The organism is Chengkuizengella axinellae (assembly GCF_030730905.1).
In the GTDB taxonomy this organism is placed as follows: domain Bacteria; phylum Bacillota; class Bacilli; order Paenibacillales; family KCTC-33759; genus Chengkuizengella; species Chengkuizengella axinellae.
Genome location: NZ_JAVAMP010000026.1, coordinates 1 through 21,881, shown reverse-complemented (window position 1 = coordinate 21,881; position 21,881 = coordinate 1). Strand labels below are relative to the sequence as shown.

General features: G+C 36.4%; 30 protein-coding genes and 1 pseudogene. 30 read left to right on the top strand and 1 reads right to left on the bottom strand.

Features of this window, described 5'->3' with window-relative positions; translation table 11 throughout:
• The 9 genes and pseudogenes from Q5Y73_RS23995 to Q5Y73_RS23955 form a co-directional block, all read left to right on the top strand.
• Window positions 1–211, top strand: a pseudogene (locus Q5Y73_RS23995) (hypothetical protein); the annotation flags it as partial.
• 33 nt (window positions 212–244) lie between these two features.
• Window positions 245–631: a hypothetical protein gene (locus Q5Y73_RS23990; RefSeq protein ID WP_305994463.1), complete on the top strand. Its 387-nt coding sequence runs from the start codon at window positions 245–247 to the stop codon at window positions 629–631.
• A gap of 7 nt (window positions 632–638) precedes the next feature.
• Window positions 639–1,109 carry a hypothetical protein gene (locus Q5Y73_RS23985; protein ID WP_305994462.1) on the top strand — a complete coding sequence of 157 codons (471 nt, stop codon included), beginning with the start codon at window positions 639–641 and terminating at the stop codon, window positions 1,107–1,109.
• A 161-nt stretch (window positions 1,110–1,270) separates the two neighbouring features.
• Complete coding sequence (locus Q5Y73_RS23980) at window positions 1,271–1,615, top strand: hypothetical protein (protein ID WP_305994461.1); 345 nt, start codon at window positions 1,271–1,273, stop codon at window positions 1,613–1,615.
• Window positions 1,616–2,154: 539 nt separating this feature from the next.
• Window positions 2,155–2,856, top strand: a complete 702-nt coding sequence (locus Q5Y73_RS23975) for a zinc ribbon domain-containing protein (RefSeq protein ID WP_305994460.1) — start codon at window positions 2,155–2,157, stop codon at window positions 2,854–2,856.
• Window positions 2,857–2,942: 86 nt separating this feature from the next.
• Window positions 2,943–3,197: a hypothetical protein gene (locus Q5Y73_RS23970; RefSeq protein ID WP_305994459.1), complete on the top strand. Its 255-nt coding sequence runs from the start codon at window positions 2,943–2,945 to the stop codon at window positions 3,195–3,197.
• Between the two features lie 162 nt (window positions 3,198–3,359).
• Window positions 3,360–3,884: a hypothetical protein gene (locus Q5Y73_RS23965; protein ID WP_305994458.1), complete on the top strand. Its 525-nt coding sequence runs from the start codon at window positions 3,360–3,362 to the stop codon at window positions 3,882–3,884.
• A 14-nt stretch (window positions 3,885–3,898) separates the two neighbouring features.
• On the top strand, window positions 3,899–5,671 hold the full coding sequence (locus Q5Y73_RS23960; protein ID WP_305994457.1) for a phage terminase large subunit family protein: 1,773 nt from the start codon (window positions 3,899–3,901) through the stop codon (window positions 5,669–5,671).
• Between the two features lie 15 nt (window positions 5,672–5,686).
• The gene (locus Q5Y73_RS23955) at window positions 5,687–5,920 is read left to right on the top strand and encodes a hypothetical protein (RefSeq protein WP_305994456.1); all 234 of its coding nucleotides are present in this window, start codon (window positions 5,687–5,689) and stop codon (window positions 5,918–5,920) included.
• On the opposite strand, the gene Q5Y73_RS23950 is transcribed toward Q5Y73_RS23955, so the two are convergent.
• Complete coding sequence (locus Q5Y73_RS23950) at window positions 5,917–6,111, bottom strand: hypothetical protein (protein ID WP_305994455.1); 195 nt, start codon at window positions 6,109–6,111, stop codon at window positions 5,917–5,919. The two genes, Q5Y73_RS23955 and Q5Y73_RS23950, sit on opposite strands and share 4 nt — an antisense overlap.
• An 85-nt stretch (window positions 6,112–6,196) precedes the next feature.
• Between Q5Y73_RS23950 and Q5Y73_RS23945 the strand changes: the two genes are divergently transcribed.
• The 21 genes from Q5Y73_RS23945 to Q5Y73_RS23845 all read left to right on the top strand — a co-directional run.
• Window positions 6,197–6,412 (top strand): DUF6148 family protein, encoded by a 216-nt coding sequence (locus Q5Y73_RS23945; protein ID WP_305994454.1) that lies wholly within the window; start codon window positions 6,197–6,199, stop codon window positions 6,410–6,412.
• Entirely contained in the window at window positions 6,412–7,977 is a 1,566-nt protein-coding gene (locus tag Q5Y73_RS23940; RefSeq protein ID WP_305994453.1) for a phage portal protein, read from the top strand. Before Q5Y73_RS23945 ends, Q5Y73_RS23940 begins: the two co-directional genes overlap by 1 nt.
• Complete coding sequence (locus tag Q5Y73_RS23935) at window positions 7,934–9,019, top strand: head maturation protease, ClpP-related (RefSeq protein ID WP_305994452.1); 1,086 nt, start codon at window positions 7,934–7,936, stop codon at window positions 9,017–9,019. Before Q5Y73_RS23940 ends, Q5Y73_RS23935 begins: the two co-directional genes overlap by 44 nt.
• Window positions 9,019–9,390 carry a head decoration protein gene (locus Q5Y73_RS23930; protein WP_305994451.1) on the top strand — a complete coding sequence of 124 codons (372 nt, stop codon included), beginning with the start codon at window positions 9,019–9,021 and terminating at the stop codon, window positions 9,388–9,390. Before Q5Y73_RS23935 ends, Q5Y73_RS23930 begins: the two co-directional genes overlap by 1 nt.
• Before the next feature lie 12 nt (window positions 9,391–9,402).
• Complete coding sequence (locus tag Q5Y73_RS23925; protein WP_305994450.1) at window positions 9,403–10,455, top strand: major capsid protein; 1,053 nt, start codon at window positions 9,403–9,405, stop codon at window positions 10,453–10,455.
• A 1-nt stretch (window position 10,456) separates the two neighbouring features.
• Complete coding sequence (locus Q5Y73_RS23920) at window positions 10,457–10,801, top strand: hypothetical protein (protein ID WP_305994449.1); 345 nt, start codon at window positions 10,457–10,459, stop codon at window positions 10,799–10,801.
• Complete coding sequence (locus tag Q5Y73_RS23915) at window positions 10,767–11,081, top strand: hypothetical protein (protein WP_305994448.1); 315 nt, start codon at window positions 10,767–10,769, stop codon at window positions 11,079–11,081. The genes Q5Y73_RS23920 and Q5Y73_RS23915 overlap by 35 nt, the downstream gene beginning before the upstream one ends.
• Entirely contained in the window at window positions 11,078–11,629 is a 552-nt protein-coding gene (locus tag Q5Y73_RS23910) for a phage tail protein (RefSeq protein WP_305994447.1), read from the top strand. Before Q5Y73_RS23915 ends, Q5Y73_RS23910 begins: the two co-directional genes overlap by 4 nt.
• Complete coding sequence (locus Q5Y73_RS23905) at window positions 11,626–12,078, top strand: hypothetical protein (protein WP_305994446.1); 453 nt, start codon at window positions 11,626–11,628, stop codon at window positions 12,076–12,078. The genes Q5Y73_RS23910 and Q5Y73_RS23905 overlap by 4 nt, the downstream gene beginning before the upstream one ends.
• Window positions 12,079–12,093: 15 nt before the next feature.
• Window positions 12,094–13,266, top strand: a complete 1,173-nt coding sequence (locus Q5Y73_RS23900; protein WP_305994445.1) for a phage tail sheath family protein — start codon at window positions 12,094–12,096, stop codon at window positions 13,264–13,266.
• A gap of 17 nt (window positions 13,267–13,283) precedes the next feature.
• On the top strand, window positions 13,284–13,799 hold the full coding sequence (locus Q5Y73_RS23895; protein ID WP_305994444.1) for a phage major tail tube protein: 516 nt from the start codon (window positions 13,284–13,286) through the stop codon (window positions 13,797–13,799).
• 14 nt (window positions 13,800–13,813) lie between these two features.
• Window positions 13,814–14,134: a phage tail assembly protein gene (locus Q5Y73_RS23890; protein ID WP_305994443.1), complete on the top strand. Its 321-nt coding sequence runs from the start codon at window positions 13,814–13,816 to the stop codon at window positions 14,132–14,134.
• Between the two features lie 141 nt (window positions 14,135–14,275).
• Window positions 14,276–16,999, top strand: coding sequence for a phage tail tape measure protein (locus Q5Y73_RS23885; protein ID WP_305994442.1), 2,724 nt, complete (start codon window positions 14,276–14,278; stop codon window positions 16,997–16,999).
• The gene (locus Q5Y73_RS23880) at window positions 16,996–17,196 is read left to right on the top strand and encodes a tail protein X (RefSeq protein ID WP_305994441.1); all 201 of its coding nucleotides are present in this window, start codon (window positions 16,996–16,998) and stop codon (window positions 17,194–17,196) included. The genes Q5Y73_RS23885 and Q5Y73_RS23880 overlap by 4 nt, the downstream gene beginning before the upstream one ends.
• Before the next feature lie 5 nt (window positions 17,197–17,201).
• On the top strand, window positions 17,202–18,215 hold the full coding sequence (locus tag Q5Y73_RS23875; RefSeq protein WP_305994440.1) for a phage late control D family protein: 1,014 nt from the start codon (window positions 17,202–17,204) through the stop codon (window positions 18,213–18,215).
• Window positions 18,215–18,439 (top strand): hypothetical protein, encoded by a 225-nt coding sequence (locus Q5Y73_RS23870; RefSeq protein ID WP_305994439.1) that lies wholly within the window; start codon window positions 18,215–18,217, stop codon window positions 18,437–18,439. The genes Q5Y73_RS23875 and Q5Y73_RS23870 overlap by 1 nt, the downstream gene beginning before the upstream one ends.
• The gene (locus Q5Y73_RS23865) at window positions 18,436–18,825 is read left to right on the top strand and encodes a phage tail protein (protein WP_305994438.1); all 390 of its coding nucleotides are present in this window, start codon (window positions 18,436–18,438) and stop codon (window positions 18,823–18,825) included. Before Q5Y73_RS23870 ends, Q5Y73_RS23865 begins: the two co-directional genes overlap by 4 nt.
• A 10-nt stretch (window positions 18,826–18,835) precedes the next feature.
• Window positions 18,836–19,150 (top strand): GPW/gp25 family protein, encoded by a 315-nt coding sequence (locus tag Q5Y73_RS23860; RefSeq protein WP_305994437.1) that lies wholly within the window; start codon window positions 18,836–18,838, stop codon window positions 19,148–19,150.
• Window positions 19,147–20,253 carry a baseplate assembly protein gene (locus Q5Y73_RS23855; protein WP_305994436.1) on the top strand — a complete coding sequence of 369 codons (1,107 nt, stop codon included), beginning with the start codon at window positions 19,147–19,149 and terminating at the stop codon, window positions 20,251–20,253. The genes Q5Y73_RS23860 and Q5Y73_RS23855 overlap by 4 nt, the downstream gene beginning before the upstream one ends.
• Window positions 20,253–20,804 (top strand): phage tail protein I, encoded by a 552-nt coding sequence (locus Q5Y73_RS23850; RefSeq protein ID WP_305994435.1) that lies wholly within the window; start codon window positions 20,253–20,255, stop codon window positions 20,802–20,804. Before Q5Y73_RS23855 ends, Q5Y73_RS23850 begins: the two co-directional genes overlap by 1 nt.
• Window positions 20,804–21,881: phage tail protein (locus Q5Y73_RS23845; protein ID WP_503366727.1), on the top strand; the 1,078-nt coding region annotated here is incomplete at its 3' end. The genes Q5Y73_RS23850 and Q5Y73_RS23845, both read left to right, overlap by 1 nt.

Sequence of the window (21,881 nt, the reverse complement as noted above, 5' to 3'; positions counted from 1 at the left end):
GACAGAACATCTATTAGAGCAACGAAAGCAGATCACTAATTATAAACCGCATATGGTTGTATTTAAAAATCTCGAACGACAATACCGTAAAAGACGTGGTGAACGAATGATACCTACATGTCCAAATTGTAGTCGAGGATTTCGTTTTGAAGAGTTATCGGGTTGGGTTAATGAAAGGTTTGAAAAAGGGCTTCGTAAACGTGAGGAGTGAGGGGATGGGACAACTAAATAAGGAGGTAAAAATATGACTATAGATCCACTTTCAATCACATCAAAAATAATTTCATCATATGACGAAGTAAAACAAGCACTAGAGCATTATAGAAAAGAACAAGCATATTGTGAATCTGAATATAACGATATCGCACACGCACTTGAACTGACCAACTTCAACGCATCTGAAGGTTATAAATTGGCAAAGCAAATGCAAGAAAGTCGCTTAAGACGTAGACAAGCCAAAAATATGATAGAGCAGTTAGAAACCCTTATGAAAACTTTTAAAAAACATAAAAGCCTGTGCAATGAACTTAAAGATGCTCATGCACAAATTCAACTAACTATCGGAAGTCAGAAGAAACGTTCTTACCGTCCGAGAGTACGAGAGGATTTATTTGAAAGAGTAGCGAGGTGAGGGGAAAATGATAGAGTTATTTCCAAGTATCACTGAACAAGATAAAAAACAAACGAAATTTTACTTAAAGAAATACCCTGACATGAAAAGCTTGATGAAGGACTTTGAAAAACATGCTGCTGACATGTACCAAACTGATGTTGAAGGAGAAACAGCAAAGAAGGAAAGCGATGAGGAATATTATTCAAATAAGACTGCTAACACTGTAGTATTTGACGAGAAGAGAAGGTTGATATACTTGGAATATAAAATACTCTCTGAAGCATTAGAAAGAGCTGTAGCCTTGATTATAGACGAAGAAGAACGGAAAGCAATGTACTATAGACATCTAAGAGGATACAGCTACAAAGAAGCTATGAATTTCATGCCTTACTCTGTAAGTTCAAAAACATTTGATCGGAGATTGATAGAAGGTTTAGAATCAGTCACTAACACATTAAAGCTTTGGGGAGTATTAGAAAGAGAGTGGAAATATTGACGGTAAATTGACGGTAATTAGACGGTCAACTGACGGTTAAACCATAGTATTATTATATTATGAGATATAAAGGAAGGGCGCACATAAGCGCTCTTTTTTTATAAAAAAGGGAAAATACGACTTTTTGTAGAAACTTATTCTTACGAAAGGACGTGTAAATCATGAGAAAAAAATTTTGTCTATCATCTTTTGTTCAAGAATGTTCTTATCTGGTTGATCAAGGAGAAAAATATTCAATCGAGGAAATATACGAACACATAGAAAAGATGGATTTAGTGGAATGGTTAGAAAAAACTTATCCTTTTGGTAGTGAGAAAGGGTTAGATTTTAGTGTGTACAAGGAAGCTGATAGAAAATTTATTAACGAAGAGTATGAATCAATGTATATTGGTTATTCTGGAAAACACGAAAGAAAATGGGGGATTAAGAATAACGGACTTAATTTATTAGTAGCTTGGGGAGTTGGTATGATATTAGATCTAAAAGATCCTGATACAATGCTGTAAATAAAGGTTAACAAAGAAGAACGCTATAAATCGCGTTCTTTTTTTTGTTGGGAAATTAATCATCCACTAGATGCTAGGGAAGGGAAGCAGGATGATAAACAAGTAAACAACTCATTATTGATATACACTCTGTTCCTGCCAAAATAAACAACAGTTTTCTCCTCCTGTTGTTCGTGATCCCAGCGATTAAGGAACAGATCGGGAGCGCTAGCGGTGAGCGTTAATAATCACCGTAAATAGAGAAAGTCCTTATCAAGATTACTCTCAATAAGGACCAATACAAACAACTTGCTTTTATATTATTCCAATTAGCAAATTAAATATAACAAAGTCATAGAAAGGAGAATGATAGTAGATGCTCAAGAAACTATGGAATAGATTCATTAGAAGTACATCATACATTTCAACACCACATGCAAGGAACAGGAAAGAACGTAGGCATGGGAGGCAGAATGGTATTTGAAGAGAGAATAAGTTATTAGAGGATAATCCTTCCTTTTGTAGAATTTATATTTTATGAAATTTTAGGAGGGGTTTAATTGAAACACTGTAACAAATGTGAAAATGAAATATCTGAAAAAAGTGTATTTTGTAACAGATGTGGTAATAAGATTTCTGATGCTGACCTTATCCAACATTCTGAAGAAGTTGCTTCAAGTGTAGAGAATACTTCAAAGCTCTCACCCTCAAAAAATAAACCAAAGCTGAAATTATTTATATCAATCATATCTATAGTTGTTATATTAGGAGCATCTACTTTTATATACTTAAATTATTTTACTACCGAAGCAAAAGCAAAAAATGTAGTTAATAAATATTTAAGCGCTATTAATAAAGGTGAAAGTACTTATGATTACAAGAGTATCGGTGTTGATGATTTCATTAATGTACTGAGTTATGATTATTTAAGAACCCAATTGGAAACAAAGGAACCTGTTACTATAGACTACGATATATATGAATTTAATGAATCTTATTTCAGTGAAGTCTACGATTCTTTTGATGATTTTAAAGAAACTATGAAAATTATTTATCGATCAAACGAAGGGTATAGTATTCGAAGAGATTCTGATGCATGGTTTACTCTTGAAACTGGAGAATTCTATGATGAATATAGATTGATATATGATGTAGAGTTAACTAATGGATTAGGGCAGAAAATATATAAAAAAGTCTATTTTGTAGTGAATAATGATAATTCAGATGGAAATTTTGAAATAACAGACTTATTTTATGAATAGATAGGGATGTAACGTATACACGATATGCCACTTTCTCAATGAGAGTGGTTTTTATTATGTCTATAAAAAAGAAAGGTTGATGAAAGATGAAGCATTTTTATGTTGTATGTGTAGAAAGTTTTACTGTAACCAATAAAGTCAAGGGAGTTGTAGCTGAAGTTAAAGAAGGAGAAGAATTCAAGGCTACATTGTATGAAGAGACTGAGGAGTATTTCACAACGGACTCTAAGAAAAGAAGGGTGTATGTTGGTGCGGTAGATGCAGAGGGTGTTATTAATATTGAAGACTGTTTTAGATTGCTACCAGTAAGTGAAAATAAGTTTGAGTATGTTTACAAGTGATCATGGGAAAGCATAAACCCCAGAAAATCAAGGTACTTTGGGGACTTTGAATAAGTGCGGGTGCGATTGAGCCCGAAATCTGTCTAGTTTCAACGCAAAAAAGGTCATTTCGTTTTCGCATTTGAATCTTGGGAAATAATTTTTTGGAAGGTGGTGAAACCCTTGTCAGATAAGGGGAAGAGACAAAAAAACATAGAAGTATCAACTAAGGAGATTTGCGAAATTCTAGGTCTGAGTGCAAGGCGAATTCAACAACTAGCAAACGAAGGAATATTGATTAGGGTTTCACATGGTAAATACGATTTGCCAGCATCTATTCAATCTTATATCTCCTATATTAAAGAGCAGGAAATGGAAGAAGCTGAGCTGGATAAAACAGAAGAGGAAGCAAAGTGGACAAAAGCAAGAAGGGAAAAAACGGAACTAGAATTACAAATCATGCGTGGTGAGCTCCACCGTTCAAGTGATATTCAGCGAGTGATGAATGATATGTTGGGTGCTTTTCGTGCGAGGACCTTATCCATCCCTAGTAAAGCCGCACCAAGAATTATTGGTCAAACTGATTTAGCTGTTATTCAAGATGTATTAAAGAAAGAGGTGCATGAGACATTGAGTGAATTATCTGAGTATGATGCAGAAGTTTTCTATTCACAAAGTAGTGATGCGCTTGTAATTAAAGAAACATAGAAAGGAGGAAAACAATGACTGTTACAACAAAGATGTTCAAAAAAATAGCTAAGGTTGTAGCTCCTCCACCTGATTTAAACGTTTCTGATTGGGCTGACTTGTATAGGAGACTTTCCTCTGAATCATCCTCTGAACCTGGTCAGTGGAGAACAGATAGAGCACCTTATCAAAGGGAAATAATGAATGCTGTGAATGATCCAGAGGTAGACACAATTGCGATAATGAGTAGTGCTCAGGTGGGAAAGACTGAATTGATTTTGAATACGATAGGGTATTTCGTTGATTATGACCCTTCACCAATCATGGTGATGCAGCCAACCGTAGATATGGCAAAAACATTTTCTAAAGATAGGCTAGCACCTATGCTTCGAGATTCACCAGCCTTAAAAGGGAAAATATCTGATTCTAAAAGTCGAGATAGTGGTAATACCATGTTGCACAAATCATTCTCTGGTGGTCACGTAACAATGGTTGGGGCTAATTCTCCTTCAGGTTTAGCAAGTAGACCTATTAGAATACTGCTTGCAGATGAAGTTGACCGTTTTCCTGCAAGTGCTGGAACAGAAGGAGATCCAATTACTTTAGCTGAAAAACGTACAACAACATTTTGGAATAAGAAAAAGATATTTGTTTCAACTCCTACAGTAAAAGGTGTTAGTAGAATAGAAATGGCTTTTATGAATAGTACGCAGGAACATTGGTATCTTCCTTGTCCGTCTTGTAAAGAATATCAACCTTTACGATGGGGGCAAATCAAATTTGATGGTGTGTTGATGGCTTGTAAACATTGTGGATCTTTGCATAATGAATTTGAGTGGAAGTCAAGCAAAGGGAAATGGGTTTCAGAAAGTCCAGATTCTAATAAATCTATTCGAGGGTTCCATTTGAATGAGTTAGTGAGTCCTTGGAAACGTTGGGATGAAATCATTAAGGACTTTAAGGTAGCTAAAGAAGGTGGTCCAGAAATGTTAAAAGCATGGGTGAACACTTCTTTAGGTGAAACTTGGGAAGAAGAAGGAGAGCAATTAGATGAAGATGCTCTTGTAAAACGAAGAGAGGATTATGGTTGTGACATTCCTAAAAAGGTAAAGGTGTTAACTGCTTCTGTTGATGTTCAAGGGGATAGACTTGAATGTGAAGTAGTAGGATGGGGAGCAGGAAAAGAGTCTTGGGGAATTGAGTACAGGCGGTTTTATGGTGACCCTGCAGAGCCAGCAGTTTGGAATGAATTGGATAACTTCCTTTCACGAACATGGTTCAAAGAAGATCAGACAGGAATTAAAATTTCTTGTACATGTATAGACTCTGGTGGTCATTACACAACAGAAGTTTATAGATTCTGTAAGAAACGAGAACATAGACGAATATTTGCAATAAAAGGTCAAGGTGGGGATGGAGTTCCACTTGTAGGGCGTATGACACGTACTAAACGTGAGAAATGCGCTCTTTTTATTATTGGTGTAGATGGTGGAAAAGAACTGGTTATGTCTCGGTTAAAAAAGGATTTTGAAGGTCCAGGATATTGTCATTATCCAAGACAAGCAGATAAAGGATATGACGAGGAATACTTCAGAGGGATTACTAGTGAGAAACGAGTTGTAAGAATACACAAAGGTAGACCTAAAATTGAATGGATTAAAAAGGGTGGAGTTAATAATGAACCACTAGATTTAAGGAATTACGCTACAGCAGCACTTGAATTGTTAAATCCTAATTTGGATGATGTACAACCAACAAAAAGAAAGCCTAAAAGGAAATATGGAGTAGTGAGTAAAGGGATTACTTAGAAGGAGGTGAAGAAATTGAATGAGGTCACTGAGAATAAAGGAGCTAGCATCTCGGATTTTTGTGAACGAAGTCGTATAAGTATAGGTGTGAATAGTGTCTCAGCAAAAGACTACACTGAAGAAGTGCAAAGCATAGCAGAGTATTTAGGGGAACAAGGTCTAACCGTATTTGAAGCCATCAAAGTGTTAGACCTTGCAAAAGAGACAATCCATCATTGTACTTATGTGTATAAAGAATACGAGGGCTAAAGATCAATCCCACGACTTACAACCCCGTACTTTCTTTTAGAAGTACTTACTTTTTTAGGAGGATTTAATGTCGCTTCAATTTTAGCCTGAACATCACGATATTTTTCAGCTAATTCTTCAGGAGTGTTGATATCTGGGGTGTTTTTACTTAAATAGAACATGGTTAAGTCGTGAATCTGATTATTATCCATTATTAATACATCTCCTTTCTGTAGGTGTTTATATTATTCTATCAAAAAATTACAAGATTTAGGAAGAGAATGAGGTGAAAGGAACATGAGTTGGACGATAGATACAGCAAAGACACATTTAGAGTCATGGTTAAAAGCTGAATTAGCTGTTTCCACTGGACAATCTTACCGCATAGGTTCAAGAGAGTTAAGGAGGGCGGATTTGAATGAAATACGTAAACAAATCTTATTCTGGAGCAGAGAAGTTAAAAAACTAGAGAAGAATCCAAGAAGAGTTAGACGCATTGTTCCGATAGACTGATGAACCGTTTAGATCGTTTAATTGCTGTTGTTTCACCAAACACAGCTCTTAAAAGGCAGGAAGCGAGACATAAATTAAACATTCTAAACTCAGGTTATGGGAATCATGGAGCCAGCAGGACAAAAAAATCAATGTTTGGATGGAATTTTAAAGGCGGATCAACCAATGAGGACGTTATTAAAAATCTAGACACTTTACGTCAGCGTTCAAGGGATTTATTTATGGGTGGCGCAGCGTTAGCGACAGGGGCACTCAAAACTTCACGAACGAATGTTGTTGGCACAGGTTTAAAGTTAAAGCCATCATTTGATGCTGAATTTCTGGGATTAAGTGAAGAAGAAGCCAAAGAATTAAAGCGAACCATTGAGAGGGAATTTGATTTATGGGCTGACTCCAAGGTTTGTGATGTCATGGGCTTAAATAATTTTTATGAGTTACAACAATTAGCTTACTTATCTCAGTTGATGTCGGGGGATTGCTTTACTTTATTGCCTTTAATTCAAGACCAAAACAGTATTTATGACTTGAGAGTTCGTGTAATTGAAGCAGATCGATGTTGTGATCCTGAGAAAAAGGATAACAAAGACATACAAGGCGGTGTTGAAGTTGATGTTAACGGCACTGTCCGAGCCTACCATTTTGTAAATCAACACCCTTTAGGTAGTTCAACAGAAAAAAAAGAATGGTCAAGAGTTGAAGTGTTTGGAGAATCAACAGGAAGAAGAAATGTATTACACCTTATGGAGTCAGAAAGACCAGAACAACGCAGAGGGGTTCCAATCTTAGCACCTGTTATAGAATCTTTAAAACAAATCGGGCGATATACAGAAGCAGAATTGATGGCTGCTGTAGTGTCTGGTTTATTTACTGTGTTTGTTCATAGTGAAACAGGGGAGCTTTTAGAAAATGATATTGATTCAGACAGTGAACAAACAGAAAGCGAGAACCAAGAACCGCTAGAATTAGGAAATGGTTCTATCATTAACTTATTACCTGGTGAAAAAATAGAGACAGCGAATCCTGGTAGACCAAATGCGGTTTTTGATACTTTTGTTACTGCTATTTTACGTCAAGTTGGTGCAGCATTAGAAATTCCATACGAACTCTTAGTAAAACATTTCACAGCTAGTTATTCAGCAAGTAGAGCAGCATTATTGGAAGCTTGGAAATCATTTAGAATGCGTAGAACTTGGTTAGCTTCAGATTTTTGCCAACCGATTTATGATGAATGGTTTGGTGAAGCTGTTGCAAAAGGTCGTATACATGCGCCAGGTTTCTTTGATGATCCTGTTATTCGTAAAGCTTACACGAAAGCTGAATGGCATGGACCATCCCCAGGGCAAATCGACCCATTAAAAGAAGTGAACGCTGCAGAAAAACGTGTTACTAATGGGTTTAGCACAAGAGAAAGAGAAACAGCAGAATTAATCGGTGGAGATTTTGAAATGAATCACCGTCAATTAGTACGAGAAAAGAAAATGAGAGATGAAGCAGGATTGTCTACAGAGGGAGGTGAGAAAAGTGAACAAGTTCTGGAAGATGACCAAAAATTCAGCGAAGAATAGCGCTGAAATCAGTATTTATGGTGAAATTGGGGCTAGTTGGTGGGGTGAATCCATTACACCAAAACAATTTTCAAAGGACCTCAAAGATTTAGGGGATGATTTAGAAGAAATTACTGTTTTGATTAATAGTCCTGGTGGTGGTGTTTTTGATGGTTTGACTATTCGTTCCTTACTTAAAAATCATCAAGCATCCATAACCGTAAGAATCGAAGGTTATGCTGCATCTATAGCCTCAATTATCGCAATGGCTGGTGACAAAATTGTTATGTCTAAAGGTTCCATGATGATGATTCATAACCCTGCAACAAGTTTATGGGGTGGAGAATCCAAAGATTTTAGGGAAGTAGCTGATTTTTTAGACCAGATTAGGGATTCTTTATTACCTATTTATTCAGATCGTACTGGATTAAGCAATGAGGAACTTATTGAAATGATGGATAAAGAAACTTGGATGTCTGCTGATGAGGCAGTTGAGAAAGGTTTTGCTGATGAAGTAGAAGATGGTGCGGTTTCCGCTAGCATGATGGGAGCTGTCGCTACAGTGAATGGTGTAAACATGGATTTATCTAAATTCATGAATGCACCTAAACTTGAACAAGAGAAACCGAAGGTTAAAAACACAACCCCAACAAATCAAAAAGAAGGGAAGAAAGCAAAAGTGAACAATGCAGAAGAATTGAAAAATGAATACCCTGACATCTACAACCAAGTTATTCAACAAGGAGCAGAACAGGAAAGAACAAGAATTGAAGCGCTAGATACTATGAATAAGAATAGTCCAGGTAATGAGGAAATAATCAATAAAGCAAAATATGAAACATTCGATTCAGCAGAAACAACAGCAATGGAAATTTTGAATCATCAAGCAGCTAAAAGAGAAAATCATTTGAAGAATCTACAAAAAGATGTGAAAAACTCAGGTTTAAAAAGTGTGATTCCTCAAGATCCACCAAACAATGAAAAGACAGAAGATGAACAGGCAAAAGAGAAGGGTTCGTTAATCGCTAGTGCCATGAATAAAATTCGAGGAGGGAACGAGTAATGCCAGAACAATTAGTAAATAATCTTGGTTCCAAAGAGTTTGAAAATCTTGTAGCTGGTGGTCAACAAAACGTAACTACAATAGCAGTTACGTTGAAAAGCGGATCTGCTTATATACGTGGTTCTGTTTTGGGGTTAGTCAGTGCAGATAAGAAAGCTGTGTTAGTAGATTCCACAAAAGGTGATGGTTCCCAACGACCATACGGTATTTTAACAGATGATATAGATGCTACAAATGGAGAAATGCCAGCAGTTGTTTATTTAACAGGTGAATTTAATGAGGACAAACTTACTTTTGGTGGAGCAGATACAGCAGACACACACCGTCAAACACTTAGAGACTTAGGGATTTTTATTAAAAAAATAGGATAGGGAGGATTTTAAATGTCACTAATTAGTGTATATGATCCACGAACAATGTTAGAAGCTATTAAACAAATGAAACCAGTCAGAACATATTTAAAAGATACATTTTTTACAACCACACGTACTTTTACAACTGAGAAGGTAGATGTTGACTATTACAAGGGGCGTAGAAAGATGGCTCCTTTTGTTTCTCCACGCATTGCAGGAAAGGTTATGGAAAGAGAAGGATTCAATACTAAAACATTTGCACCACCAATGATTCAACCTGAGAGAGTAATCACAGCCGAAGATCTAACTCAACGTACTATGGGGGAACATGTTTATAGTGGAACGACACCAGATGAAAGACAAGCTGAAATGATGGCTCATGATTTAATGGAGCTAGATGAAATGATTACTCGTAGAGAAGAATGGATGGTGTCACAGGCTTTATTTAGTGGTCAAATTCATATGATTGGTGAGGGAGTTGACCAAATTCTTGATTATGACTTTACAAATAAAATCAGTCTATCAGGTGGTGATAGCTGGGATGATCCGAATTCTGACCCATATGCAGATTTAAAAAACTGGAGGCTATCCATTATTCAAAAGTCAGGTATCACACCAGATCGAGTCATTATGGCTAGCGATGTAGTGGATGTATTTATTAAACATCCTAAAATGAAAGAAATGCTAGATAATAGAAGAATTATCCTTGGTCAAATCAATCCACAAGCATTACCGAATGGAGTAACTTACATTGGATCTATTTCAGCTTTAGGGCTAGATATTTATAGTTATGATGAATGGTATTTAGACACAGAAACAGATCCGAAAAATCATACAGAAAAACCAATGGTTCCAGAAGGCACGCTATTGATTGGTTCGACTCGTGCTCGTTCTTCTATGTTGTATGGCGCTGTAACTATCATTAAAGATGATAGCAATAATTTTGTAACATATGAAGGAACAAGAATTCCTGATTCATGGGTGCAAAAAAGACCTTCAGCTAGATTTTTGCAAATTAATAGTAGACCTTTACCAGTACCACATGAAGTAGACTCTTGGTATGTAGCTAAGGTGGTGCAATAATATGCCTATTAAATCAGATTGGGCGATACGTCATAACGGAAAGGCATATGATGCAGGAATCATAATACATGATATTCCTAAAAAAGATGAGCAGCGCTTGGTAGATAACAAGGTTGCTCATTTTGTTTCTGCTGAACCAGTTGAAAATGATACTGCACCTGAAATGATTGTTGATGAAATAAAAGAGTTTCTAAAGACTGTTGAATATATCGAAGATGTAGAAGAACTATTGAAGAAGGAGAAAGCTAAAAAAGAGCCGAGAAAAACAGCTTTAGATATGTTGGAGAAATGGCTCAAGGAGGCTGAAGAGGATGAATCTAAAGGAGATGATCCAGGAGGACAATAAAGTATTTTTAAATCTTGATGAATTTGGCGAGACTCACGAAATTAACGGAAAAGATATGACTGTCATTATTGAATCTAATACTTTAAATGATAACCCTCTTGATTATGCCGAGAGGGTTTTTACTTCTCAAATAAAACTCTATGTAAGAAAAGAAGATTTTGGCTATACACCCGCTATTGAGGAACCAATAAATGTGGATGGGGAACCGTATACAGTTACACCACCTGTACACAATGATAACGGGATTTTAGTTATTACGTTAGAAGCGAATCGAGTATGAAAGTAAAAATACCTAACGAGCTTAAAGATGTAAAAAAACACTTCAACAAGGTTCAAAAAGGTGTACCCAAAGCCGTTTCTAATGCTTTAAATCGTGCGGCTTCAAGTGCCAAAACAGCAGCCGTTAGAGAAGTAAGAGACACTTACACAATTAAAGCCAAAGACATCAATAAAACTTTACGTCTTGGACGTGCAAAAGGGAATAATCTAAATGTTAGATTAACTTCAAGAGGAGGTAACACCCCTTTAATTAATTTTAAAACTAGACCGTCCAAACCACCAAAAAGACAACCAAAAGTATTAAGAGCATCCGTTAAAAAAGGGAGATTTAAACCTATTACGGGTGCTTTTGTTACTAGAGCTGGTCAACATATTGGAGTATTTGCAAGATTAGGTAAAAAAAGATTACCGATTCAAGAAAAATATGGTCCTGCTGCACCTGTTATGTTGTCACAAGAGGGAGTCAACGCAAGGTTTGAAGGAAAGGCACAAGAGGAGTTTAAAAAACGATTAGATCATGAAATGAACAGGTTAGGAGGGATCAAATGACACCAGCATTATTAATACAGTCCTTATGTAAGTTTTTAGAGGGAGTTGTTGAAAATTACACGCTAGAATCTAATATTAAAACACTCAAAACACCACAAATTGTTGATGGGTTTTTACCACCAAAGAAAGGAAATCAACCTGAAGCCGAATTTCCTTATATCATTGTTAGATTGGTTGAGGGTGAAGATGAAAAGGAAGAGTCTACAACCACTATAAAAATGCTCTTTGGAACGTATTCAGAAGATGTTCAAGGATTTCATGACGTATTAAATCTAATGGAAAAAGTACGTCAAGCACTACTTAAAAAACGAACCATTGATAATAAATTTAGAATGGAACTTCCGTATAAATGGGAAGTTCCTGAAGAACAACCACACCCCGAGTGGTTCGGCATGTCTATTAGTAAATGGATCATACCAAAAGTACTAGAAGAAAATATGAATTTTTAAAGGAGTGAAAACTAAATGACATATAAACATGGGATATCCATTGAAGAATCCCCAACATCAATAAACCCACCGTTAGTTAGTGGAACGGTTCCTGTCGTATTTGGAACAGCACCGAGTGCAGATGCACCAGTAAATGAACCCGTTTTATGTTACACAAACACAGAAGCAGTTGACTCACTTGGATATGACGATGATTGGACAAAATATACGTTGTGTGAGTTTATGTATTCACATTTTCAGTTGTTTCAACAATCACCTGTTGTATTTGTGAACGTGGGTACTACAGCAACGGCTACTGACATTGTTGGTGATGTAGATGCTGACGGAAAACAAACAGGATTGGAACTTGTAGACCAAGTATTTCCTCGTTTTGGTATCGTACCATCATTAATATTAGCACCTGGGTTTTCACATGAATCTACTGTTGCAGCTGCTATGCTTGCAAAAGCAGGAAGTGTAAATGGACAGTTTAAATGTTTAGCCTTAATTGATGTAGATACGTCAACGAATTATGCAGGGGTAACAACTTGGAAAAGCACCAATAATGTGACATCTGAAAGGCAGATCCTATGTTATCCGATGCTTAGTTTAGGGGATAAAATATTTCACTTATCAACTCAATTAGCAGGTGTAATTTGCAAGGTGAATGCTGAAAACAACAACATTCCTTATGAATCACCTAGTAATAAGAGTTTACAAGCAGATGGGACTGTCTTAAAAGATGGAACACCTATGTTTTTGGGAATAGATCAAGCAAATGCCTTGAATGGTCAGGGAATCATGACAGCAATAAATATTTCAGGTGGATTTAAAGCCTGGGGAAGTAGAACAGCAGCATATCCGACCAGTACTGATGTAAAAGATGCCTTTATACCAGTTAGAAGTATGTTTGATTGGATGAGCAACACGATTATTTTAACTTACTGGAATAAGCTTGATGGTCCTATCACAAACAGATTAATAGAATCCATTACAGATGGTATTAACATTTGGTTCAACGGATTAAGATCAGGGGGGTATATCTTAGGTGGAAATATTCAATATTTAGCAAGTGAAAATTCTATCGATAACATCATCGATGGAAAAATTAAATTTCATGTATATGTAACTCCACCGACACCAGCTAGAGAAATTAGTTTTGAAATCGAATATGATGCACAGTATTTAACAAGTGCATTGGGAGTATAGAAGGGAGGAAGTGGAAAATGATAATATCTCAAAAATTAACCAATTATTCAGCTTATAAAGATGGTACTGATTTTTTAGGAACGACAGATATTACTTTACCTTCGATTGAAGCGATGACGGACACGATTAGTGGGGCTGGAATTGCTGGAGAAATTGATACCCCTACAATTGGACACTTCGGAAGTATGACAGTAGGTTTAAACTGGCGAACAGTAGATACACCTACTATAGAACTTTTGAAACAAAAAGCACATTCTCTTGATTTTAGAGGAAATATGCAAGCGTATGATCCTGCAAAGGGTGAGACTAAAGACGTTGGAGTTAAAATTACTGTAAAAGCCATACCAAAAAAAGCAGACTTAGGAAAATTTGCAGTTGCATCAACAACGGATTCATCCAATGAACTAGAAGTAACATACATCAAAATCATAATTGATGGTAAAACGGTTCTTGAAATAGATAAATACAACTTTATTTGTGTTATCGACGGTGAAGATCAGTTGGAAAATGTAAGAAAGAATTTATCAATATAGGAGGAATATAGACAATGAGTGAACAAAAAAATAAGAAAAATCAAGAGGCTAACGTTTTTGAATTACGTCAGTCTATTCAATTCGAAGAAAAAGAGTATAAGGAATTGAAATTAGATTTTGATTCACTGACAGGTGAAGATATACTTGCTTGTGCCAGACAATATAACGCAACAGAAAGTGACCGAGCTCTAGTAAAGGAAACAGATAAGGCGTATCAAGCTTTTGTGGCTGCGAAATCTGCAAATGTTCCTATTGAATTGATTAAAAAATTGAATGCCTCTGATTTTTCAAAAGTCACATTGAGGGCACAACGTTTTTTGTTAGGTTCGGATTAAATAATACTGATATTAGGGAAGTTGTAACTTCCCTTTCTATAGTTACACATACGCAGATACCTTACTTCCTCTCACTCTCAATTTTAGAATTATTTGAGTGGGAAAAAAGAGTTATAAGTATCCAGGAGAGGAGGGGGAAGGGTGTCAAGACGAGGTAAAGAATATGAAATAGCGTTTAAGCTCAACGGGGAACTAGAATCCAGTTTTAAGCGTTCTTTTGGTGATGCTAATGATAGTATTAGAGACATTGAAAAAGAGCTCAGACAGCTATCTAATTCTAATCATATGGGACGTTTTGACCGTGATATACAAGATGCCGAACGTTCATTACGGAACCTGGACAGAGAAACAGACGGATTTGGAAATACATTAAAACGGGTTGCGGAATATACAGGGGCTTATCATTTAATTACAACGGCTGCTGAGAGCTTGACGGATCTTGTAGGTACAACATTTGAATATGAAGGATCATTAAAACAATTACAAGCTGCGACAGGGCAAACAGTAGAAGAAATGCAAGCTATAGAAACCTCTATGAAAAACTTGTATAACCAAAACATAGGGGAAAGCTTCACTGATTTAACTGAAACTTTATCGACAGTCCAACAGATTACAGATCAAACGGGGGGAACACTGGAAAACACAGCAAAACAAGCCATTGTTTTTCGTGATGTATTCAAAGAGGATGTTCCCGAATCCATAAAAACCGTTGATACGTTAATGAAACAGTTTGGAACAACTTCTGAAGATGCTTATGATTTACTTGCTCAAGGTGCTCAAAATGGCTTAAATAAATCAAATGAATTACTGGATAGTGCGAATGAGTATGCCCCACATTTTGCAGCACTAGGGTTTAGTGCAAATGAAATGTTTGATATGTTTGGATCTGGTCTTGAAGCAGGAGCATTTAATTTAGACAAAATTGGGGATTTAGTGAAGGAATTTAACATTAAATCCACCGATGGATCAAAAGCAACTATTGAGGCATTTGAAGAATTGAACATGGACGCTCAATCAATGATGGAAACGATTGGTTCAGGTGGTCCAGAAGCCGAAAAAGCATTTGACGATATTGTAAATTCCATCTTGTCTGTTCAAGATTCTGTTAAACAGAATGAAATAGGTTTCGCACTCATGGGGACCCCATTTGAGGATTTGGAACTCACTGTATTTGAGAGTATGACAAATGTCCGTAGTCAATTTGATCAAACGAAAGACACGATGGAAGAAATTGCAGCTGTAAAATATGATACGGTTGGTCACGAATATGAAAAACTAGGGCATCAGTTAATGACGGGAATCATATTACCTTACAGTGAAGAGTTATTGCCAGTTTTAAAAGATGCTGCTGAATGGATGATAGAGAACCAAGAAACGTTAGAGTTGATAGGTTTAGCTGTTCCTGCTGCTATATTAGGTAAAAGTGTTGTGGGTATAACTAAAGGGTTTCAGAATATCACGAGTAGTATTTTAGGGGCTACTTCTACAGCTGGAAAGTTTGGTGCAGCATCTTTATTATTAACTAATCCTGTTGGGATTGCTGCTACTGCCGTAGGTGGTCTTGCTTTTGGAGTGATGGCATATAAGAAACACCAGGAAGAAGCACGACAAGCGTTAATTAACATGGGTGATGATTTAGAGGTTGCTATTGGTCAATATGAAGAAGTGACTGAAAAAACAGGTGAAACAAGAGAATTAGTCACTGAATACCAAAATCTTAGTGAAGCTGTTAGAAGGAACGTTGATCCAAGTAAAGATTTAACAGTTGAAAAAGAAAGATTAGCAGAACTTGAGCAAATTCTTCATGACATGTACCCTGACACCATTAGTAATTATGACATTGAAAGTGGACGTATTAAAGACAAAATAGATTTGCTAGATGAAGAAATTGACCGTGAAGAACGACTTGCACGAATTAGATTGGAACAAGAAGCATCTAGCAGCTATATTAAAATACCTGAGTTAACTAGTGAAATCTCAGATCTCGAAAAAGGCATTTCTGAGTTAGAAACAAAGGGAAAAGAACTAAAGCCTGTAGTGGACAGTTTTGGTGAGTTGTATCTTCAATTATATGATGTAATGCAAATGGAGCCATCACAACAAAATGACAATCTAATTCAAGAAATTCTTAATAAAGCTAACAACATTGGTAGAGATCATGGGTACAAAGTTGCTTACCCTCATGACTTTGAGGAACAAATGGAAAGACTGAGTGGAGATTATGAAGAATTAATTTCCAACATGAATGAAAAGTCAGAGGAATTGTATACAGCAGAAAATAGTTTGGAATCTTTGTACAAAGCTCAAAAATCAATCATTGAAATGGACCTTGGTGGATCGATTGAAGAACAGGCAAAAGCTTATAAGGAATTAACAAAAGAAGAAAAGTCACGTTTTGAACAAGCTATATCTGACATTGAAAAACTAAATGATGAAATGGATTTATTAGAAGACTATAAAAAAATTGATATAGATGTAGTGGTAAATGAAAAACTAAATAGCATGTATAATGGTCAATTTGGTGCTGTAACTTCTCAATATGGACAATTAAACGGTTATGCTGAAGGTGGCATGATTACACGTCCTGAATTAGCTTGGATTGGTGAAGGTGGGGACACTGAAATGGTTTTACCTATGAATAACAAACCACGCTCACACGCACTCTTGGATACTGCTAATCAGATGATGGGACGTGGTGGAGGTGGGAACAATATTTATTTAACGTATAGCCCTAATCAAACCATTTACAGTGATTCTAATAATGTTCAAGTACAAGCAGAGAGAGCATTAAAAAATGATCGTGATAGTCTGATGGCTCAACTTGAAGAAATTGCGAAGGATCAAGAAAGGTTGGTGTATGAGTGAGACAATATACAACTATCCAAGGTGACATGTGGGATTCTATATCATACAAAATGTATGGGACTGAATCAAACATGTCTATTTTGATTCAAGCGAATACAGAACACATGGAAACTACGATATTTACAGCAGGGATTACATTAAATGTTCCTGAAGTAGAAACTGAAAACACAAACCTTCCACCCTGGAAACGAGTGTGAATGAAATGGAACCAAGACAAACAAAAATTAATATCATCTATGAAGGTAAAAACATTACACAAGATATTCAAGAAAACATGCTTAGTTTTAATTTTATTGATAATGGCACGGGTTTAGCTGATGATTTGCAACTTCAGTTACAGGATAGGGAAGGTTTGTGGGTATCTAGTTGGATGCCACAAAAAGGGGATAGAATCAAAGCTGAGATTGTAGTTTTGAACCGTAAATATGAGGGCACAGAAGAAAAACTAAATTGTGGAACCTTTGAAGTGGACACCGTTAATGTTAGTGGTAAACCTGATATTGTAATCATTAAAGCCACTTCTATTCCTGCAAATTCTAGTATTCGCAGAGAGTTAAAAACAAAAGCCTGGGAAAATGTAAATCTAACTCAAATAGGCAGGGATATAGCAGGAACAGCAGGGTTAAAACAGGTGTTGGAACTGGATTTTGACCCTCTATATGATAGGGTGAATCAAAATCAACAAAGTGACTTATCATTTTTACAACAAACTTCCCAAAAATACGGGATTACAACAAAGGTGACAGATCAAAAACTAGTATTATTTGATGAATATAGACTTGAACAAACGAATCCAATTAAAACTTTAACAAGAGGGGATCAATATATCCTCTCTTATTCTTTTGATAGTACTTTAATTGATGCTTCATATAGTGCTTGTGAGGTTTCTTATTATGATACTAGGGTTAGAAAAACTTACTTAGCGACGTATAAACCTCCTAATGCCCCTAATGGACCAGTATTAAAACTGAATGAACGTGTAAGTAGTAATAATGAAGCTTACCGATTAGCTCAAAAAAGCCTAAGGGAGAAAAACAAGCAAGCTGTAAAAGGAAAAATAAGCTTGATGGGTGACGTTAATTTACAGCAAGGACTAACTATAAATGTAAATGGAATGGGTGACTTTAACGGTAAATACCTTATAGAAACAGCGAAACATGTTGTGAAAGATGGATATTCAACTTCTATTACTATACGAAAGGTGTTGGGGTATTAATGTTAAGGGTTGGGATAGTATCTGAGGTAATTGAGTCAAGGAAATTGATTCGTGCAACTTTCCCTGACCTGGATCATCAGGTATCTAGTTGGCTTCAATTCATTAAACCGCCTTTTAAACTTGACCAGTATACTCAGTTTGAAATACCAAAGGTAGATGATACAGTAATTTGTCTCTTTTTGGGAAATGGTGAACAAGGGTACTGGATTGGGGTGATTGAATGATAGGAACCTTTGGTGATGTGGTTTTTGAGGTGTCAGATCAACATGTACGCACATTTCAAGATTTTACCCGTAATACTCAAGCAAGATGGGCTGAACATAATATTATAGGGGATTATCCTAAACCTGAGTTTATCGGACCTGGTAGAGACTCAATCACCTTTAAGATGCGTTTTGATGTATCACATGGGATGAATCCAAGAGATGAAATGACTAAACTCTTAGTGATGTGTAAAAACGGACAAGCTGAAACATTAATCATTGGAGAATTACCAATGGGGGCTTTTAAATGGGTGATTGATAGTGTTTCACAAGTTTGGAAACACACCGATAATCAAGGCAATGTATTAGTTGGAACCGTTGATGTCACATTGAAAGAGTATATATGAGGTGGTGCAAATGGAAATAACAGCAACAAAAAATAGTATTGATTTTGGAGCCACAGGAGAAAGTGAAATCATCCAAAATATACAAACTATCCTTACAACAATAAAGGGTACGGTTCCTTTAGATCGTGGGTTTGGATTGGATATAACCTCTTTAGATGGTCCTATTCAGATTGTGAAAGCTAAATTAACACATGAGATTGTAAATGCAATCCAGGAATATGAACCAAGAGTAAATGTTGAGTCAGTACAATTTCATGAAAATAGGTTAGAGGGTAAATTAATCCCTATTGTAAAAGTGAACTTAAAAGAGGGGGTGGAGTTTTGAGTGTAACTGAACTTCCTAATATAGAGTTTTTAGAAACGAATGTTGATAGTATCAAAGATAATATTATAACCATGTATGAATCCCTAGCAGAGAAAAAGTTGTATCCTGGTGATCCGGTACAGCTTTTTTTATTGTCTATAGCTAATATTATCGTGCAGCAAAGTAACGTAATAAATGAGACAGCGAAGCAAAATCTATTACGTTACGCAACGGGTGATAAGTTAGATCATATTGGTGCAAGGGTAGAAACGCAGCGACTTCCAGCAACAGCAGCACAAACAACCGTACAATTTAACTTATCTGCATCACGTCCTGATGTCACAGTTATTCCAAAAGGCTTGAGGGTGTCACCTGATGGAACATTATTTTTTGAATTAACTGAGAATGTGGAAATAATCGCAGGGGATTTGTCTGCATCAGTACAATGTGAATGCTTGGAAGTTGGGACTGTTGGAAATGGTTATTTACCTGGTCAAATTAACCTCATTGTGGACCCTTTACCTTATGTCGCTACAGCAAATAACACGACTGAAAGTGCAGGTGGAACGGAAAAAGAGGGCGACGATGCTTACAGAGAACGAATTTATCAAGCTCCTGAGTCTTTTTCTACCGCTGGACCTGTTGGAGCTTATGACTTTTGGGCAAAAACAGCAAGTAAAGACATTATAGATGTTACTGTACACAGCCCAAGTCCAGGAGTGGTTGAAATTATCCCATTAATTCAAGGTGGAGCCACAACAGAGGTTATAAATAGTATTCATGAAGTCCTTAATGACAAGAAAATTAGACCATTAACAGATTTTGTTCAAGTGGTTTCACCTGAGAATGTAAGTTTTGATGTTGATTTAACCTATTGGATTGACCGAGAAAATGAAATTGATGTTCAAAATATACAAAATCGTGTCAATGATGCGGTTTCCCAATACATTGAGTGGCAACAATCGAAGTTAGGTAGAAGCATTAACCCTTCTGAACTAACGAAATTAGTATTAAACGCAGGAGCTGAAAGGGCTAACGTAGTTAGTCCGATATACACAAGCATTGAAAATACACAAATTGCCGTTTGTAATACCGTTTTAATAAATTACGGAGGTATTGATTGATGAACCTTTTGGACGTATTACCTCCTAATCTATTACATGATGTAAAAGTACATGCTGCGGCTCAAGCCATTGACTCTCAAATACAACAGATCAATGATGTCATTCCTAAATTACTTTTATATAAAAATATTGATTTACAGAGTGAAGCTATGATTGATGAATTAGCCAAAGAAGAAAATGTTGATTTTTATGATCCATCATCACCCGTTGAGGTTAAACGAGAACTAGTAAAAAATTCTGCTGCATGGCATAGAAGAAAAGGAACTGCCTCCGTAATTGAGGAGGTTGTTAAAGCTGCTTTTGATGATGCTGTAGTTTCAGAATGGTATGAGTACGGTGGAGCCCCTTACCATTTTAGAGTAACAACTAGAAAAGTTGTTTCGGATCCAAACAAACTAATTGAACTAGCAAAAATTATTAATTCAGTTAAGCGTAATAGTGCATGGTTGGAAGCTTTAGAAATAGCGAGAGATACAACACAAAGTGTTTATGTAGGTACAGCAATACACACTAGACGTAATGTTACGGTGTACCAGGAAGGGGTGAGCTAATGGCAAGTTTTGACGGCATGAAATTAACCAATGATGGGATAGATTTACAAGGAAAAGTCCAAGCAGGGACAGCGTTAAATTTTACTAGAATTGCTATTGGTGATGGTGAATTAGTAGGGAGTTTAGTTGATTTAACTGAGCTCATAAATGAAACATTTACTTTGGAAATTGAACAATTAGACAATTTAGGTGACGGGAAAGTACAGGTCAAAACAACTCTAGTAAACCAGGATAATCCTAACGGCTCATTTATACGTGAAATTGGTTTGTTTGCTAACGATCCTGATAAGGGAGAGATACTATACAGTGTAGCGAATGCAGGAGATCAAGCCGATCACTTACCACCGAGTAACGGACCTGATGTATTTGAGGAGTTAATCACATTAATTATTTTCACTGGTAATGATGCTGAAGTATCTGCAACGATTCAACAAACCGTGAACCCTACTTTGGAACAGCATAGAGAACTAGAAACACAAGTGATTGACCATGAAAATAATAAAACCAATCCACACAATGTAACGGTTGAACAGATTGGAGCAGAGACACCCACAGGAGCCCAGGAGAAAGCAGATTTAGCAGAAGCAAAGGCAAAGGATTCACAAACTGAAGTAACTAGAAACACAGCCCACAGTGGGTTTTTAAGCTTATCTGATTTTGATTTATCTGAACCTAATAAAATTAAGATGATTTCCGACACCGTACTCAACGTAAATGGGTATTTAAACACTATTCCAGCAGGTACAGAGTTTGAATTACCTGAGCCACCAACCGAGGGAAAACGTGAGGATTTAGGTTTCTTAGAATTTTATTTTCCTGTTGATAGTAAAGAAATGACGTTCAGGACTAGAACGGTTGCAGGGGTGGATTTTAAGACTTATCCATCAGGTCTTGGAAGATACAATACAACTGTTCTAGTGCAGGGATCAAATTCAAGTGTGGTAAATTTTAATGCGGATTACTATAACTATTTTTACACTCCCCACGATTCAGAAATAACAGGTAATACAGGAAAAAATGCTCTTGCAGTAGATAAAGGCATATACGTTGCGGGTGATGGGACACAAGAATCAAAAG